Source organism: Bacillus sonorensis NBRC 101234 = KCTC 13918, assembly GCF_001592005.1.
GTDB lineage: Bacteria > Bacillota > Bacilli > Bacillales > Bacillaceae > Bacillus > Bacillus sonorensis.
The window spans coordinates 69,762-86,579 of the sequence record NZ_BCVZ01000001.1; the positions used below are offsets into that span (position 1 = coordinate 69,762).

The window sequence follows — 16,818 nt, forward strand, 5'->3', positions numbered from 1 at the left end:
GGCGGTTTCCTTTTTTAAGCTATTGAATTCTGACGCTTCCGACATATTTATCTTTCCAATACGCGCTTGTCTCCATGTCGGCGGTCGTCACACCAGAGGAAAGGGTGACGAGAACGACCTGGCCGTTGCCGATATAAATGGCGGGATGGAGGACGGTCGTTCCTTGGAAGAAAACGAGATCTCCCGGTTCAAGCTCCTGCTTCGTGATCTTTGTGCCTGCTTTGTACTGCTTATCGGCGTAGCGCGGCAGCTCGATGCCGGCCGCCGTTTTGTACACATACTGGATAAAGCCTGATGTGTCAAAGCCTTCCTGAGGGGTTGTGCCGCCCTTTTTGTAGCCGACTTCGCCAATATATTGAATGGCTTCGGAAACAATCGGATTGTCCGGCAGCGAGAGATTGTCAAAGCGGCGGATACCCGTGAATTTCTTTTGCCAGTATGATGCCGACAAGTAGGAAATCGTCACTTTATCTGAGCGGCTCGCATGAATGAACCTGCCTCCGCCGGCGTAAATGCCGTTATGCGAGATGCCCGGCTTATAGGTGTTGCTGAAGAAGATGACATCTCCGGGCTGGATATCCTCCAACTTAACTTTTTTGCCGACTGCCCATTGCTGTTCCGCCGACCTCGGCAAATATACACCGAGCGCCTCTCTAAAGACATATTGGGTCAGACCTGAGCAATCAAAGCCGACATCAGGTGAAGCACTTCCAAACACATAAGGAACCCCAACATAATTCAGCGCTTTTTGAACAACAGGATCTTTTGAAATTTCCGGTTCTTCTGTTATTCGTCTCGCCTGATCATAGGACGAACTCCAATAAGCGCTGCCTTCAAGCTTTGTAATGGCGACCCCGTTCGATTTCGTGCTGTGGATGATTTGATCCTCTCCTAAATAAATGGCAACATGTGTCGGGCCGTCTGATTCAAGCGCTCCGTTTTTAAAAAAGACAATATCGCCCTGTTCAAGGTCCTGGCGGTTCACCTTTGTTCCGATCTTTGCCTGCTCCTTTACCGTTCTGGGAAGCGGGATGTCAAGCGCCTCCTGAAAAACGTACTGAACAAAGCCTGACGGATCAAACCCCTCTTTTGGCGAGGCTCCGCCATACGTGTATTTTTTGCCTTCCAGCTTCTTGGCCGTTTCGGCAATTGATTCGCCTTTCGTCTGTGGCTTAGCGGCCTTTTCGCCAGGCAAAAATGAAAACATCAAAAACACCGCCATTCCAATAAACATGAGCAACTGTTTGTGTGCTGTTTTTTTCTTCAAATGACCTGTTCCTCCTCTTTTTCTCTATCATCGGCGTTTTACTGGGATATTTAAGTTCTGACTTTTTCGGCATGCAATGCGAAGCAGTGAGAAGAAATGCAGACACTCGAATCATCAGCTTTTATTAACATTCAGGAAAAATCATATTCAGAGGGACATTCGCTGCAGAAGGTGATATACATGAGGTGTTCGTTTCCATCCCGATTTGTACAACATGAGTGCTCGCAAAAAAGCCGGATTTGGATATGAAGCTGCTGCCGCATTTTCTTCTTTGATTTGGATGTATATATGTTTGTTTTTTACCCCTTTAAAAGAATACAATAAACATCCTCTTTGACCAACAGCAAAATCCTCCTGAATTTTTATAAAACTTTTTTCCCTGATTAGCTAAGGAATTAGTCGTTTCTTGCTCAAAAAAATAAAGACTGCCGGGATAGGTCCCGGGCAGTCTAATCATGATTCTACAGATTCTATTTTATTACTTTCCGCCTGTCGCATTATCTTGCTGATGCACTTTTTCGATTTCTGCTGAAATTTTTGCTTTTTCATCGCTTGACAGTTCATCAGAGTATTTAAAAGCGGACATGAATGACATGATCAGAATCAATCCAACAAACGGCCATATCGCTTTCACAATTTTCATTTGTTTGTCACTCCGTTTTCATTATTTTTCAGTTTGTCCGTATGATCAACTTCAAATGTTAGCTTTCCGTTTTCCTCTTTCCAGTCAAGGCCTGTTCCTTTGGTTAATTGGCGGAAAATCGCTTCCCGCTTAATGAAATCGCTCTTGCCCAAAGGCGATGGCGTGGCTTCGCGAATATTAAGAGGCGTCACCTCAAAGCGGCCTTTACCATCGTTCATTAAATGATACTGAACAAGCGCGCTGTCGCGGGTTCTTGACCATCCTTGGTCAAATACGAAGTTTCCAAGGCTGTAGAAAATCGCTGTGCCATTATATACTTCAATCGGTTCAAGAACATGGGGATGTGCGCCGAGGATAACGTCTGCACCCGCATCGGCGATCGCTTTTGCCAAATCTCTTTGTCTGTCGTTCGGTTCATTGTCATACTCCTGTCCCCAGTGAACGTGTACGACGACAAGATCCGCTTTTTTGGAGGCTTCCGCAATCATCGGAATAAAGACTTTCGGGCTTAGCGGCAATACCCCGCCCCTGTTCTTTTTGGCTGTGAAATTTTTCGTGTAGGTATCTGTAAATCCAAGCGTGGCGATTTTTACGCCGTTAACATTTTGATAAGATACGTGCTGCTTGGCTTCATCCAGATTTTTGCCTGCGCCCACAATGTCCAGATTCTCTTCTGTAAACTTGTTAAGCGTATCATTCAAACCGTCCTGGCCGTAGTCCATCGCATGGTTGTTGGCGAAGTTCATCACACTGAAGTTCATATTTTTCAAGGTTTCGACAGACTCTAGATTGGTTTGCAGATGAATATTCTTTTCTGCAGGCTGATAGTCTTTTTCTTTTGTTGCAGGGTTTTCGAAGTTCCCTGTTATAAAATCTGACACATCAAAATATGGCTTCACATTTTTGAAAACACTTTCCGGACCATGCAGTTTCGTCACTTTTTCTACATTTCTGCCCATCATGATATCGCCGACAAAGGTGGCTGTCAGTTTGGCATCCTTTTGCTTTGTGATTTGTGAAGGAGTCTTGGCGCTTCCGAACCAAGTAAAGACAAACATTAAACAAAATATAACAGGCAATGCGATGAGAACATGTTTATGCGTTTTCTTTTTCTCCTGCTTTGTCAGTTTCAGCAGCTTTTCCTGAAAGTTCAGTTGTTTTTTCATCGTTTTAGACACACCTAACTTTAGATTAGATAGTAAGCATACATAATCACGAATGTTGCTCCGCTTAATAAAAGCGTACTTCCGAGCGTAATGGTTAATCCTTGACGTTGGATGGTATTGGCGATCAGACCCGGTACGATGATACCGATTCCCCTGAATTCCGCAATCTCAAACGGCATCACCGGATAGATGAAATCGAACCCGATTTTCAGGAGAATCCCCGTGATCAGCATAGCTGCGAATTTTCTGCGTCCGTAAAGAATCATGATTTTTGACAGTCCGTATTTTACAATCACATAAGTCAACAGGCTGACAAAAAGGACCAACAGCATGAAAATCGGCTGGTTAAATACAAGTCCCAAATAGCCCGGTACGACAAGTCCCGCCGGTACAATCCCCGTTTTTTCCGCGAAAATCAAACTGAGTAAGACACCTAAAATGAGGGCGATATATAAATCTGATCCAAACATTGTGTTTTCTTCCTCCTAGCTAACGAGCTGTTTAATCTTGTAATCTTGTATTTTTTCGATGAGAGGCTCCGCTGCTCCGTGGATATTTCCGATTCCGTATACCACACGGCCCTCTAATTTGTTTTTCAGCATGAACATAATTTCTTCCGTCGTTTTGTGCTCAAAATCAAACAGCTTGTCCGCAGGAATTTTGCCTGCTTCATATGCTTTGACGATTGGCTCTGTCGTTTCTCCAATCAGCACAAGTTCACTTGCTTCAATATAAGGAAGGACATCGTTTGCAAACTGCTGTGTCCTGTCCACCCTGTCGGCGCGGCAGTTCATAATAATGATCGGCTGATCTGTCGGATAGCCCATTTCTTTCACGCGTTTCCATATGTTTAACGTAGAAGCTGCGTCATTTGCCGCAAAACCGTTAACAAAATGGCCCGGATTTTTGGCGTTCATCAGCGGCAGAACCCTCATTGCTCCTGGATCTGGCGGCGCATTCAGCATGCCTTTAAAAGCGGTTTCTTCATCAATTCCCAAGGCCTGCGCAACGCCGAGGGCGAGCGACGCATTGTCCGGAAACACCATATACTCAAACTGGCGGAGGTATTCATCAGATATTTTGGAGTTATCCGCAATAATGACTTTGGTGTTCCGTTCTTTGGCAACTTGTTTAAAGAAATCTGTATACTCGCTATCCGTAATGACCAGGTGGCCGTTATAAGGAATCGTTGCCGTGAAAGCTTCAGCGATTTCATCCAAAGTCGGCCCCATGACATCCATGTGATCTTCAAGCACATTTACGATCACGCCGATATTAGCCTGAAGTAATTCTTCCTGAAAGATGATTTGGTAATCAGGATTAACGGCCATACACTCACTGACGATCGCATTGGCTCCTCTTTCCACCGTCTCTTTCATGACTTCCTTTTGCTCTCCGATGTTCGGCCCTTGAGGCTTTCTTTTAATCGGCTTTTCCTCCGGTGTGTCCCAATAAATCATCCTTGCATCAGTCCCGGTGGTCTTTCCTACTGTTTTGTACCCTGCTTCAATTAATATCCCTGTTGTCAGTCTTGTCACCGTGGACTTTCCGCGTATCCCGTTGATGTTCACTCGGACCGGAAGCGCATCGATGTTTTGCTGATGGCGCCTCTTTTCATAAATGCCGATCCCAACAACGACCACACAGGCTAATAGCATTACCCACATTGTTTGTCTACATCTCCTTCTTGGAATCTGATATGTAAATTCATTCATCAGTATATAGGTTCAATATGAAATCACAATCGGCATTATGTAACAGAAAGCGACTTTATTTTCTGTGACAAAGATCATCTCATCTAAGATACTAATACCTATCATCGTGTTGATAATTTTGGAAATCGACAGTTCTTATCTCTCACTTATTTTTCAACACATTTTAAAGAAACCGTTTTCAAAAATACGCACATTTCATTTTGTACTTTTCTGCCTATATTTGATGAAAGGTGTAAAGATACATCGGTCATCAATCTTTATATCCCCGGTATTTCCCCAACAGACGGGAAAATATCTGGTGCTCGCGCTTATGATTGGTGTTTTTCAAATTGTTCGGACGGGTTAAAAAGTCATCCATTATGGAGAATAAAAATAAAGTCGTCCCATGACATTGAGACTATATCTCAAAAACGCAAAATCCCTTTCTCCAATGAGCGGGATTCATTAACAAATCCAAGCAATTTTTGAGGCGATCGATTCATCTCGTTTTATCGGTTTTTAGGTTATAATCCTAAGATTTAAATGGGCATTAAATTTTATTATCTATAATTCATCAAACTTTAACATTTTTAATTTTTCTTACTATTCATTTTGTTTATAAGTTCAAATAAATGTTGATTATTGCATAAGCATTTCTTCATAATATCCAATTACATGAGATTATTAGTGATCTGTTTCTTCTATATAACCCTTCGTATGTATTTTCCCGGACATGCAGGTTCCCTTGCGTTTTTTTATCTGTTACCGGTAAAGCTGCACATGTAGAAATTTTTTTATTGTCAATTATGCAGGGCCATGATACTCTTTATGTAAACGGTTACACACAGGAGGGGGGAATTCTTCGTTGGTCACGATCAAGGACGTCGCGCTCGCTGCCAAAGTATCCGTCGCCACGGTTTCCCGCGTTTTAAACGAAACGGGATATGTACATGAGGATACGAAGACCCGCGTGCTAAAAGCGATGGAACAGCTGAATTACCACCCGAATGAAGTAGCCAGATCTCTCTATAAGAGAGAGTCGCGGCTGATCGGACTGCTGCTGCCTGATATTACAAACCCATTTTTCCCGCAGCTGGCCAGAGGCGTCGAAGATGAAATCCATCAGAACGGCTTTCGTCTTATATTCGGCAACAGTGATGAAAATCTTGATAAAGAACTTGACTATCTGCAAACATTTAAACAAAATCACGTCGTCGGAGTGATTTCGGCCACAAATGATCCAGGTTCTGCGAATTACAAACATTTATCAATGCCGATTGTCTTCCTTGACAGAACCGGAGAACATGCGCCATCTGTTTTTGCGGACGGCAGAGAAGGCGGCCGGATTGCCGCTTTAGAAATCATCCAAAGAAACTCAAAGAGAATCACGCTTATGAAAGGACCTGGCCACTTGCAGACGGCAAGAGACCGGTTTAACGGGGCTCTTGAGATTTTAAGCGGAGCTGATGTTGACTTTCATGTCATGTCGACCGAGACGTTTTCTTTTCGGGAAGCGCAAAAGCGGGCTGAGGAGTTATTTTCTTTGTACCCAGAGACTGACGGCGTTATCGCAAGCAATGATATTGTGGCAACAGCCGTTTTGCATGAAGCGTTAAAACGGAAGATCAACGTTCCGGACGATTTGCAAATTATCGGTTTTGACGATATTCCGCAAAGCGAATTGCTGTTCCCTTCCCTGTCGACAATCAGGCAGCCCGCTTATGAAATGGGAAAAGAAGCGGCAAAATTGCTGCTGGCATTAATGAAAAACGAAAATATTGAACAATCGGCGGTGCAAATGCCGGTGACCTTTATTGAAAGACAAACGACAAGAAAGGTTGATGACAATGAGTAACATATGCGTGATCGGCAGCTCTTCAATGGATTTGGTCGTCACATCGCAAAAACGGCCGAAAGCCGGAGAAACGGTGCTTGGAGATTCCTTTAAAACCGTGCCGGGCGGAAAGGGGGCAAACCAAGCCGTCGCGGCGGCAAGGCTTGGCGCGGAAGTGCACATGATCGGCTGTGTAGGTGATGATCATTACGGAAAAGCCATTCTCGCCAATTTGAAAGCGAACGATGTTTTGACAGACTATGTGGAACCGGTTACAGATACAGAAAGCGGGACAGCTCACATCGTGCTGGCCGACGGAGACAACAGTATCATCGTCGTCAAAGGTGCAAACGACCATGTAACGCCTGAATATGTCGAACGGGCGCTGCCAGCCATTGAGCGGGCGGATATCGTGATGATTCAACAGGAAATTCCCGAAGACACAGTCGATTACGTAAGCAGGCTGTGCAAAACGCTCGGCACCCCCCTGCTGCTGAATCCGGCTCCAGCCCGGCCGCTTAGCAAAGCAACAATCGAAAACGCGGCTTACATTACGCCGAATGAACACGAAGCCTCCGTTTTGTTTCAAGGCCTTTCCCGTGAAGAAGCGTTACAACGGTTCCCGGAAAAGCTGTTTATCACAGAAGGCAAAAACGGCGTCCGCTTCCATAACGGGACAGAAGAAAGGCTCATCCCTTCTTTTCCGGTAAAAGCAGTAGACACGACAGGAGCCGGGGACACCTTTAATGCCGGATTGGCTGTTGCTCTTTCAGAAGGCGGGGATATTGAATCGGCCCTGCGCTTTGCCAACCGGGCAGCCTCACTTTCAGTGCTGAAATTCGGCGCACAAGGCGGCATGCCGAAACGGGCGGAAGTGGAGCGTGCGCTCTCATGAAAAAACACGGCATATTAAACAGCCATATCGCTAAAGTGCTGGCCGACCTCGGGCATACCGACACGATCGTCATCGCAGACGCCGGGCTGCCCGTGCCGCCAGGGGTTCCGAAAATCGATTTGGCTTTGACATTGGGAACGCCCGGCTTTAAAGACATCACAAAGTTGATCGCCGAAGAGATGGTCGTTGAAAAGGTAACCGCCGCCACAGAAATTCATACAGGCAACCCGGAGCAAGCCGAGTTTTTAAGGAAGCTATTTTCCAAACAGCCCATTGAATATATCCCGCACGAAGCATTTAAAGAAGCAGCAAAGCGGGCAAAAACGGTGATTCGCACCGGTGAAGCGACGCCTTTTGCAAACTGTATATTGCATGCCGGGGTGATTTTTTAAATGTTCATCTGGAAAGAAGGTGCAGCCTATGCATATTGAAATGAAAGACATCTATAAGGCATTTGGTCAAAATCGGGTGTTATCCGGTGTTTCTTTCGAGCTTAAAGAAGGCGAAGTTCATGCCCTGATGGGAGAAAACGGCGCTGGTAAATCGACCTTAATGAATCTATTAACCGGCCTTTATAAACTTGACAGCGGAATCATAAAAATCGACGGACGGGAAATGTATTTTTCCGGACCGAAAGAAGCTGAACAAAACGGAATTGCCTTCATCCATCAGGAGCTGAATATTTGGCCTGAGATGACCGTGTTGGAAAATCTCTTTATCGGCCGGGAGATGTCTTCAAAACTTGGTTTTTTAAATACTAAAAAAATGAAAGCGCTCGCAAAAGAGCAGTTTGAAAAACTCTCAGTCTCCATCTCTCTTGAAAAAGAAGCCGGGCTCTGCTCCGTGGGCCAGCAGCAAATGATTGAAATCGCCAAAGCGCTCATGACCGATGCAAAAGTGATAATTATGGATGAGCCGACAGCGGCTCTAACGGATAGAGAGATTAACAAATTGTTCGGGGTCATTGCCGCATTAAAGAAAAACGGCGTTTCCATCGTCTATATTTCCCACCGCATGGAAGAAATTTTTGAAATCTGCGACAGGATTACGGTAATGCGCGATGGAAAAACGATCGACACGACAAACATCCCTGATACCGATTTTCATGAAGTCGTCAAAAAGATGGTCGGCCGGGAGCTGACAGAACGCTATCCTGAACGGCATCCAAAGCCCGGCCCAATTGTTCTTGAGGTCAAAAACGCGTCTAAAAAAGGCGTATTTGAACATGTCGGCTTTCAAGTACGGGCCGGGGAAATCGTCGGCGTATCGGGACTGATGGGCGCAGGGCGCACGGAAATCATGAGAGCCATTTTCGGCCTTGATCCGCTCGACTCGGGAGATATTTTCATCAACGGCAAAAAAGCGGTCATTAAAAAACCTGGCGATGCTTTGCAAAAAGGCATTGGGTTTATTACTGAAAACCGGAAGGACGAAGGGCTCGTCCTCGACGCCTCGATTCGGGAGAATATCGCCCTTCCGAATCTCACCAGCTTTTCTCCTAGAGGCTGGATCGATCACAAAAGCGAGCTGGAATTCGTTGACCTTTTGCTCAAGCGGCTGATGATCAAAACGGCATCGACTGAAACGCACGTCCGCAGCCTTTCAGGAGGAAACCAGCAAAAAGCGGTCATCGCCAAATGGATCGGCATCGGACCAAAAGTGCTGATTTTGGATGAGCCGACGCGTGGCGTTGATGTGGGTGCAAAAAGGGAAATTTACCAGCTGATGAATGAGCTGACAGACCGCGGCGTCGCAATCCTGATGGTCTCCTCAGAGCTTCCCGAGATTCTCGGAATGAGCGACCGCGTGCTTGTGATCCATGAAGGAAAGCTGAGCGGGGAATTATCGGGGCATGATGCCACACAAGAACGAATTATGACACTTGCTACAGGAGGGCTGTAATATGAAAACTCAACCGGCCAACGATGTTGGAAAAAGCCTCAATCTCGACTCGATTTTGCAAAAGCTCGGCCCTTTTCTCGGCCTCATCATACTCGTTGTCATCGTATCGCTGTTAAATCCGGGCTTTTTAGAACCATTAAATATTTTAAACCTGTTAAGACAGGTCGCCATTAATGCGCTGATTGCGTTCGGTATGACGTTTGTCATTCTGACCGGGGGCATCGACCTTTCAGTCGGAGCGATTCTCGCTCTTTCAAGCGCTTTAGTGGCGGGAATGATCGTCGGCGGGATCGATCCTATACTCGCGGTCATCATCGGCTGCCTGATCGGGGCACTGCTCGGCATGGTAAACGGGCTCCTCATTACAAAGGGAAAAATGGCCCCGTTTATCGCAACGCTGGCGACCATGACGATTTTCCGCGGGCTGACAATGGTTTATACAGACGGAAATCCGATTACAGGGCTCGGCAATCATTTTGGTTTTCAGCTGTTTGGCCGCGGCTATTTTTTAGGCATCCCCGTCCCCGCCGTCATTATGGCGGCTGCCTTTATCGTGCTTTGGGCGCTGCTTCATAAAACGCCGTTCGGCCGCCGCACTTATGCGATCGGCGGCAATGAAAAAGCGGCGGTCATTTCAGGCGTCAAGGTGACAAGGATCAAAATCATGATCTATTCTCTTGCCGGCCTTTTATCTGCTTTGGCGGGAGCTATTTTGACGTCCCGCCTCAATTCAGCCCAGCCGACCGCGGGGACTTCCTATGAGCTTGACGCCATCGCCGCGGTTGTTTTAGGCGGAACCAGCCTTGCCGGAGGAAAAGGAAGAATTGCCGGAACGCTGATCGGCGTCCTGATTATCGGTACATTGAACAACGGTTTGAACCTGCTCGGTGTATCATCCTTTTTCCAAATGGTCGTTAAAGGAATCGTCATCTTGATTGCAGTTCTGCTGGACCGCAAAAAATCCGCATAAAGGAGGGCAATGATTCATGAAAAAAATGCTAACGGTTATCACAGCGCTGGCGCTGCTCTTCCTGTCAGCCTGTTCATTGGAGCCGCCTGAGTGGGCGAAGCCGAAGAAAGACAAAGGAAAAGAGATCAAAATCGGTCTATCCGTCTCAACCTTGAAAAACCCGTTTTTCGTATCATTAAAAAACGGTGTCATCAAAGAAGCAAAAAAACGGGGAATTGAAGTGATCGTCGTTGATGCACAAGATGATTCTGCCAAACAGACAAATGACGTGGAAGATCTTCTGCAGCAAGGCGTTGATGCTCTATTGATCAATCCGGCGGACTCAGCGGCGATCTCTACGGCGGTCCAATCCGCCAACTCGCTCGGTATTCCGGTCGTAACCCTTGACAGATCAGCCGAAAAAGGGAAAGTTGAAACCCTTGTTGCTTCAGATAATGTAAAGGGCGGTCAAATGGCAGCAGATTACATCGTTGAACAGCTCGGAAAAGGCGCAAAAGTCGCAGAGCTGGAAGGCGTACCAGGGGCTTCGGCGACACGGGAACGCGGTTCAGGCTTTCACAAAACTGCCGATCAGCAGCTCGATGTCATCGCAAAGCAAACGGCCGACTTCGATCGCACAAAGGGGTTAAATGTCATGGAAAACCTGCTGCAGGGGAACCCTGATATCCAAGCCGTATTTGCCCATAATGACGAAATGGCGCTCGGTGCGATTGAAGCGATCAGAAGCTCCGGGAAAGACATCCTTGTCGTCGGCTTTGACGGAAATGAAGATGCGGTCAAAGCGGTGAAAGCAGGAGAGATGGCGGCAACGATCGCCCAGCAGCCTGAATTAATCGGAAAGCTGGCCGTTGAGGCTGCACAAAATATTTTGAGCGGCAAAAAAGTCGATCCATCCATACCGGCTCCGTTGAAGCTCGAAAGGAAAGACAATAAGAAGTAAAATCCCCCCGCCCCGCTCGGCCGAAAATTTCTTGAAGGCAAAGGGCGGAGCATCAGACCTCTTAATCGAAAGAGGTCTTTTTTATGCTATTTTTTCGCTGCCTCCATAAAAGCTTTGGCAGCGCGGCTGACATAACAGTTTTCCGAATAAGTAAACACAATCGTCCGGGTTGGCCCGGCTTCCAAAGGAACATAGACAAGCCTTGCAGATGTTTCCCTCATCACCATCTGCGGCACAATCGTGACGCCCATTCCGTATTCAACAAGGGACTGTGCGGTTTCAATGCTGCTCGTTTTGAATGTGACCTGTGGCTTAAATTCCGCTTTTGCACATAGATCAAGCACTGTTCTGCGGAATCCGTATCCTTCTTTTAATAAAATAAAAGGCACATTTTCGGCCGCCTTTAATGGAACAGCCGTTCTTCCCGGTTCTTTTCGAACGGAATAAATGAACGTTTGCATTTGTTCCGTCATCCAGCTTTGCTTTTCAAACGGAATAGCCAGAAAAAGCGGCTCTGTCAATATTGGAACAGTGGCCAGCTGTTCATTGTCGATAGGCAGCGGCAAAATGGACAAATCGATTTCCCCGTTTTCCGTCATTTGCTCTAACACCGCCGGCGATTCCTCTATCAGCTGGACATGCACGTTCGGATGCTTCTCCAAAAACGATGTCAGCAGCGGCGGCAGTAGATGACCTCCCGTTACTGCGGGTATGCCGATTGATAATTCTGTCCCCATTTCCTGATGCTGATCGTGCATTTCACGCAGCAGGTCATCTCTTGCATGCAATATGTCCCTGGCTCTTTGAATGAACCGTTTCCCTTGGGGAGTCGGAGACACGGCTCCCTTTTTCCGATAAAACAGCGGAAAGCCGAGCTCATTCTCCAGTTTTTTTATTTGCTGGCTCAGCGATGGCTGGGCGATATGAAGGCTGTCAGCCGCTTTCGTAAAACTGCCTTTTTTCTCTATTTCTGCTGTATATTCAAAAAGCCTCATGTCCATGTCCCCGCACCTCCATAGTTTCAGACTATCGTTTTCATATATTTTATATCTTAGACTTATAGATGTCGATTTCGTTACGATAAATCCATAACCATAAGAGGAGGAAGATATGTATGAAAACAAGCGCTCAGAAGCAATTTGCGAAAAATCCTGACCGCTATCGTGATGAACCTTTGTTTTCGGCGGGAAAGGATCTTGAATTCATGGTCAACAGCGTCTCTCTGCAAGGAGATGAAGTTCTGCTTGATGTCGGCTCTGGAGCGGGACATACGGCGATTGCTTTTTCACCCTTTGTCAAGCATTGCACAGGGGTTGATATTACCGAAGAAATGGTGCAGACCGCCGCTCTTTTCGCAAAAGAAAAAAACGCCTTCCGTGTGTCATTTCTTCAGGGAGATGCGGAAAAGCTCGATTTTCCCGATGCTTCTTTTGATATCGTTACATGCCGTTTTGCGGCCCACCATTTCCCTGACATCCGCCGGGCCGTTGCGGAAATCGCCCGCGTTCTAAAATCAGGCGGAAGCTTTATCCTTGTCGATCACTACGCTCCTGAAGACAAGGCCCTTGATCAGTTTATCAATCAGCTCAATCAAATGAGAGACCCGTCACATGTACGGGAATACTCGCTTGCGGAATGGAACGAATGGTTTGAAGAAAACGGACTGGACTATATCGAAAAGCAAAAGTGGAACATCCCTATCGATTTTGAAAACTGGATTCGCCGCGGAGCCGTCCCGGAAGAAAAAAGGCCGGACATTATCGCCCATTTGACCGGATCGTCCCCGGCTTGCCGGGATGAATTTGAAATCGTGCAGAACGATAAAGGCGAGCCTGTTTCTTTCAAACTGAAAGGCATCTTGATTGTAGGGAGAAAACGCTGACCGTACAAAAAAAGCCCTCTGCTAAAAGAGGGCTTTTTCTCATTCCGGATTTCCTTCTGTCGCTTCAATGCCCGCCACAAGATCGTGGCTGCTTAAATCCGCTTTAAAGAAATCCTTCGTATTTGGCAATCTGAGGTTCATGTTGAGTTTTTGCGAAATCTGAACCTTGCATTCTTCAATTTCATAATCAAAAACATGTCCGCCGGCATTGCGTTCTTCATCAATAAAGTGAAGATGGAAACCGGATACGGCGATGCCGTGGGCATATTGCGGCGTCCAAAAACCGACGATCGTTCCTTTGATGTCGTTGAAATCAAAGATCGGCTGGGATTTCACCGCTTCAACCATCGGCACGTACGGTTTTTCCTGCAATTCGACCGTTCTTGTTTTTACTTTTTTAAAGACTCCGTCCATACGGATCGCATAAAACAGGTTTTCACTCGGCATAACCCGCTTCATTTCTTCCTCAAATTCTTCAAGCGTCATCCGCTGTTTGATTTCATGATAGATGTCCGGACGGAAGAACGTCAAAGAGCAGAAGGGAGAGCAGTCGCTTCCCTGAACAGGATAGGCTTTTCCATCGGAACGGAGGCGGTAAAACTCACCGTCAAATCCGATCAGCTCCCCGTCAAGCTGATTAAACGTACCGATCCCGAAGTCGCCGTGCTCCTTTATCTCCGACATGTAAAAATCCCCGTCATAAATACCGTCCAACAACGAAACCATCGTTGAGACCTGATAGACCTGGTCGAGATTTTTATCGACAGATTGAACCACTTGTTGCTTGCTTATACTTTTCATTTTCCTCTTTTCACTCCCTTGATTAGATTTATGATGACTGGACGCGCTGTGATCAAGATTGATTAGAGGTTACTTTTTTTAATTGCTCCTCAAACGCTTTAGGAAAACGCTGGTCTGCCAAATGAACGTTGTCGCTGTAATCGACCGGAATATCAATGAGAACAGGCCCCTCTGCATCAAGACCCTGCTTGAGCACATCTGCCAGCTCATCAGGCGAATTGACCCTCAAGCCTTTCGCTCCGAAGCTTTCAGCGTATTTTACAATATCTATATTGCCAAAGTCGACTCCGGACGTCCGGTTGTATTTCATTTCCTGCTGGAAGGCGACCATATCGTATGTGCTGTCATTCCATACTAGGTGGACAATCGGAGCTTTTAATCTGACCGCTGTTTCCAATTCCATTGCAGAGAACAAGAAGCCGCCGTCACCTGAAACAGATACGACTTTTTTGCCAGGGTTTACAAGGGATGCGGCAATCGCCCAAGGCAAAGCGACGCCAAGCGTCTGCATACCGTTTGAAATCAGCAGTCCAAGCGGACGGTAGCAGCGGAAATATCTGGACATCCAAATGGCATGGGAGCCGATGTCACAAGTGACTGTTATATCATCGCTCACCAAACTGCGCAGCTCCTGAATGATATCCAGCGGATGTACAAGATCTGATTTTTTCTCTTTAGGCGGCCGGCTTTGTTCCTCCAGCGCTTTGCTTAGCTGGTGAAGCACAGGCACGAGCGATTTGTCGATTGTTACAGGGAGCGAATCATGTTCAATATGATCCAAAGTCGCGGCAATATCTCCGATCAATTCGATGTCAGGCTGATAATCATGATCGATATCCGCTTGAATTTCATCAAGATGGATAATGCTCCGCTCACCTTTTCCATTCCAAAATACCGGATCATATTCAATCGGATCATAGCCGATCGTCAAGACGACATCCGCTTTTTCCAATAAAATATCCCCCGGCTGGTTGCGGAATAATCCGATTCGGCCAAAGTATTGGTCTTCTAAGTCATGAGAGAGCGTTCCCGCAGCCTGATATGTTTCGACAAACGGAAGCTTCACCTTTCTCAGCAAACGGCGGACCGCTTCTGCCGCTTCCGGTCTTCCGCCTTTCATACCGACAAGCACGACTGGAAGGTTCGCATTGTGAATTTTAGCGATTGCCGCACTGATTTGTTCATCCGGAGCCGGCCCCATTTTCGGCGTCGGCATGGTTCCCACCGGTTTGGCGGTTGCCGGTCCTGCCGTTACATCCTGCGGAAAGCTGAGAAAGGCAGCGCCTGCCTGTCCAGCAGATGCCGCTCTGAACGCATTGGTTACGGCTTCAGGAATATTATTAGAATCTTCTACTTCTGCGCTGTATTTTGTAATCGGCTGAAACAATGCCGCATTATCCATTGATTGGTGGGTTTTTTTGAGACGATCCGCTCTCTTTACAGCACCAGCAAGAGCAACAACCGGATCTCCTTCTGTATTGGCTGTCACAAGACCGGTAGCTAAATTAGAAGCTCCCGGACCTGAAGTCACCAGGCACACACCGGGCTTTCCAGTCAATCGTCCGACTGCCGCCGCCATAAATGCTGCATTCTGCTCGTGACGGCAAACGATCAATTCAGGCCCCTTGTCTTTCAATACGTCAAACACCGCATCGATTTTTGCTCCCGGAATACCGAAAACATGAGTGACACCTTGCTGAATGAGACTATCCACCACAAGCTCTGCTCCTCTTACAGTAAGAGTTTCATTTTTAGCGGCTACATTATTCAAAGCCCTCACTCCTTCACTTTCATTCGTTTACAATGAATTTTTAATAAAATTATTGTATTATTAAATATACATCTTGTGGAAATTGTTTTCCAATACTTCTTTGTCTTACAATTAATATGTAAAACGACTGAAATCGCATTCAGAAAGGAATGAGTGAATTTATGGAGCTGCGCCACCTTCGTTATTTTATGGTTGTAGCCGAAGAGCTGCATTTCGGAAAAGCAGCTCTTCGGCTGAACATGACTCAGCCTCCGCTCAGCCAGCAAATTAAGCAGCTAGAGAGTGAAATTGGCGTAACCTTGCTGAAGAGGTCAAAAAGGGCCGTCAAACTGACAACCGCAGGCAGCGTTTTTTTAAAACAAATAAAAGAAGGCCTGTCACAGATTGATCAGGCGGTCGACATGGCCCAGAGAACCGCCAGAGGAGAGCTCGGCAGACTCGTGATCGGATTTGTCGGCTCGGCAACATATGAAATCATGCCTCCTATCATCAGGGAATACCGAAAACAGTTCCCTTCAGTCAGCATTGATTTGCGGGAGCTTTCTACTCCAAATCAAGTCGAAGCCTTATTCAACGGACACATCGACATCGGCGTATTGCATCCCCCGTTAGGAAACGATGAATTGAAGACATACACAGTGAAGAAAAGCCATTGCGTACTCGCGCTTCCTAAACATCACCCGCTCACAAAAACATCCAGGGTTCATCTGCAGGATCTTGAAGACGAGTCGCTCATCGCGATCGACAAAGAAGCATGGCCCTCTCTATACACTGATTTCAATTTTTTGTGCGAAAAAGCCGGCTTCATTCCCAACATCGCCCAGGAAGCTACCGAATATCAAATGGTGATTGGCCTGGTATCGGCTGGAATGGGAGTCGCCGTGGTGCCGGCCGCGGCCAAACGTTTATTCAACCTTGACGTGGTCTACAGGGAAGTCGAAGATCTTCGGCTTAAGGCTGAGTGGGTGACCGCCCACAGAAAGGACAACCGCAATCCGGCGCTGCAGCATTTTATAGAAGTTTCGAACCAGGTTTCGACATCATAGACTGATA

The 16,818-nt window shown here is 46.6% G+C and carries 16 protein-coding genes; 8 read left to right on the forward strand and 8 right to left on the reverse strand.

What is annotated here, in order from left to right:
• Nucleotides 1-19 precede the first annotated feature (19 nt).
• The 5 genes from BTR1S_RS00305 to pgsB all read right to left on the reverse strand — a co-directional run bounded on the left by BTR1S_RS00305 (nt 20) and on the right by pgsB (nt 4,743).
• On the reverse strand, nt 20-1,267 hold the full coding sequence (locus tag BTR1S_RS00305; protein WP_006639314.1) for a C40 family peptidase: 1,248 nt from the start codon (nt 1,265-1,267) through the stop codon (nt 20-22).
• Between the two features lie 478 nt (nt 1,268-1,745).
• Nucleotides 1,746-1,910, reverse strand: coding sequence for a hypothetical protein (locus BTR1S_RS22665; RefSeq protein ID WP_006639315.1), 165 nt, complete (start codon nt 1,908-1,910; stop codon nt 1,746-1,748).
• Nucleotides 1,907-3,076: a CapA family protein gene (locus BTR1S_RS00310; RefSeq protein ID WP_006639316.1), complete on the reverse strand. Its 1,170-nt coding sequence runs from the start codon at nt 3,074-3,076 to the stop codon at nt 1,907-1,909. Before BTR1S_RS00310 ends, BTR1S_RS22665 begins: the two co-directional genes overlap by 4 nt.
• A gap of 20 nt (nt 3,077-3,096) precedes the next feature.
• Nucleotides 3,097-3,546, reverse strand: coding sequence for a poly-gamma-glutamate biosynthesis protein PgsC (gene pgsC, locus BTR1S_RS00315; RefSeq protein WP_006639317.1), 450 nt, complete (start codon nt 3,544-3,546; stop codon nt 3,097-3,099).
• Between the two features lie 15 nt (nt 3,547-3,561).
• The gene (pgsB, locus tag BTR1S_RS00320; protein ID WP_006639318.1) at nt 3,562-4,743 is read right to left on the reverse strand and encodes a poly-gamma-glutamate synthase PgsB; all 1,182 of its coding nucleotides are present in this window, start codon (nt 4,741-4,743) and stop codon (nt 3,562-3,564) included.
• An 892-nt stretch (nt 4,744-5,635) separates the two neighbouring features.
• On the opposite strand from pgsB, the gene BTR1S_RS00325 reads away from it, so the two are divergent.
• The 6 genes from BTR1S_RS00325 to rbsB are packed head-to-tail and all read left to right on the forward strand — an operon-like array spanning nt 5,636 to nt 11,311.
• Nucleotides 5,636-6,625 carry a LacI family DNA-binding transcriptional regulator gene (locus tag BTR1S_RS00325; RefSeq protein WP_029419598.1) on the forward strand — a complete coding sequence of 330 codons (990 nt, stop codon included), beginning with the start codon at nt 5,636-5,638 and terminating at the stop codon, nt 6,623-6,625.
• Complete coding sequence (gene rbsK, locus BTR1S_RS00330; protein ID WP_006639320.1) at nt 6,618-7,499, forward strand: ribokinase; 882 nt, start codon at nt 6,618-6,620, stop codon at nt 7,497-7,499. The genes BTR1S_RS00325 and rbsK overlap by 8 nt, the downstream gene beginning before the upstream one ends.
• Entirely contained in the window at nt 7,496-7,891 is a 396-nt protein-coding gene (rbsD, locus tag BTR1S_RS00335; RefSeq protein WP_006639321.1) for a D-ribose pyranase, read from the forward strand. The genes rbsK and rbsD overlap by 4 nt, the downstream gene beginning before the upstream one ends.
• A gap of 28 nt (nt 7,892-7,919) precedes the next feature.
• A complete protein-coding gene (locus tag BTR1S_RS00340) occupies nt 7,920-9,401 on the forward strand; it encodes a sugar ABC transporter ATP-binding protein (RefSeq protein WP_029419599.1) in 1,482 nt (493 codons plus the stop codon).
• Between the two features lies 1 nt (nt 9,402).
• Nucleotides 9,403-10,371, forward strand: coding sequence for a ribose ABC transporter permease RbsC (gene rbsC, locus BTR1S_RS00345; RefSeq protein ID WP_029419600.1), 969 nt, complete (start codon nt 9,403-9,405; stop codon nt 10,369-10,371).
• Between the two features lie 16 nt (nt 10,372-10,387).
• Nucleotides 10,388-11,311: a ribose ABC transporter substrate-binding protein RbsB gene (gene rbsB / locus BTR1S_RS00350; RefSeq protein ID WP_006639323.1), complete on the forward strand. Its 924-nt coding sequence runs from the start codon at nt 10,388-10,390 to the stop codon at nt 11,309-11,311.
• Between the two features lie 86 nt (nt 11,312-11,397).
• Here the strand turns inward: rbsB and BTR1S_RS00355 are convergent, their stop codons facing one another.
• Entirely contained in the window at nt 11,398-12,312 is a 915-nt protein-coding gene (locus tag BTR1S_RS00355) for a LysR family transcriptional regulator (RefSeq protein ID WP_006639324.1), read from the reverse strand.
• A gap of 113 nt (nt 12,313-12,425) precedes the next feature.
• Here BTR1S_RS00355 and BTR1S_RS00360 point away from each other — a divergent pair, with 113 nt between their 5' ends.
• Entirely contained in the window at nt 12,426-13,193 is a 768-nt protein-coding gene (locus BTR1S_RS00360) for a class I SAM-dependent methyltransferase (protein WP_006639325.1), read from the forward strand.
• A 39-nt stretch (nt 13,194-13,232) separates the two neighbouring features.
• Here the strand turns inward: BTR1S_RS00360 and budA are convergent, their stop codons facing one another.
• Nucleotides 13,233-13,994 carry an acetolactate decarboxylase gene (gene budA / locus BTR1S_RS00365; protein WP_029419601.1) on the reverse strand — a complete coding sequence of 254 codons (762 nt, stop codon included), beginning with the start codon at nt 13,992-13,994 and terminating at the stop codon, nt 13,233-13,235.
• Between the two features lie 52 nt (nt 13,995-14,046).
• A complete protein-coding gene (gene alsS, locus BTR1S_RS00370) occupies nt 14,047-15,765 on the reverse strand; it encodes an acetolactate synthase AlsS (protein WP_006639327.1) in 1,719 nt (572 codons plus the stop codon).
• A 161-nt stretch (nt 15,766-15,926) separates the two neighbouring features.
• Between alsS and alsR the strand changes: the two genes are divergently transcribed.
• Complete coding sequence (alsR, locus tag BTR1S_RS00375; protein ID WP_006639328.1) at nt 15,927-16,811, forward strand: acetoin biosynthesis transcriptional regulator AlsR; 885 nt, start codon at nt 15,927-15,929, stop codon at nt 16,809-16,811.
• Nucleotides 16,812-16,818 lie beyond the last annotated feature (7 nt).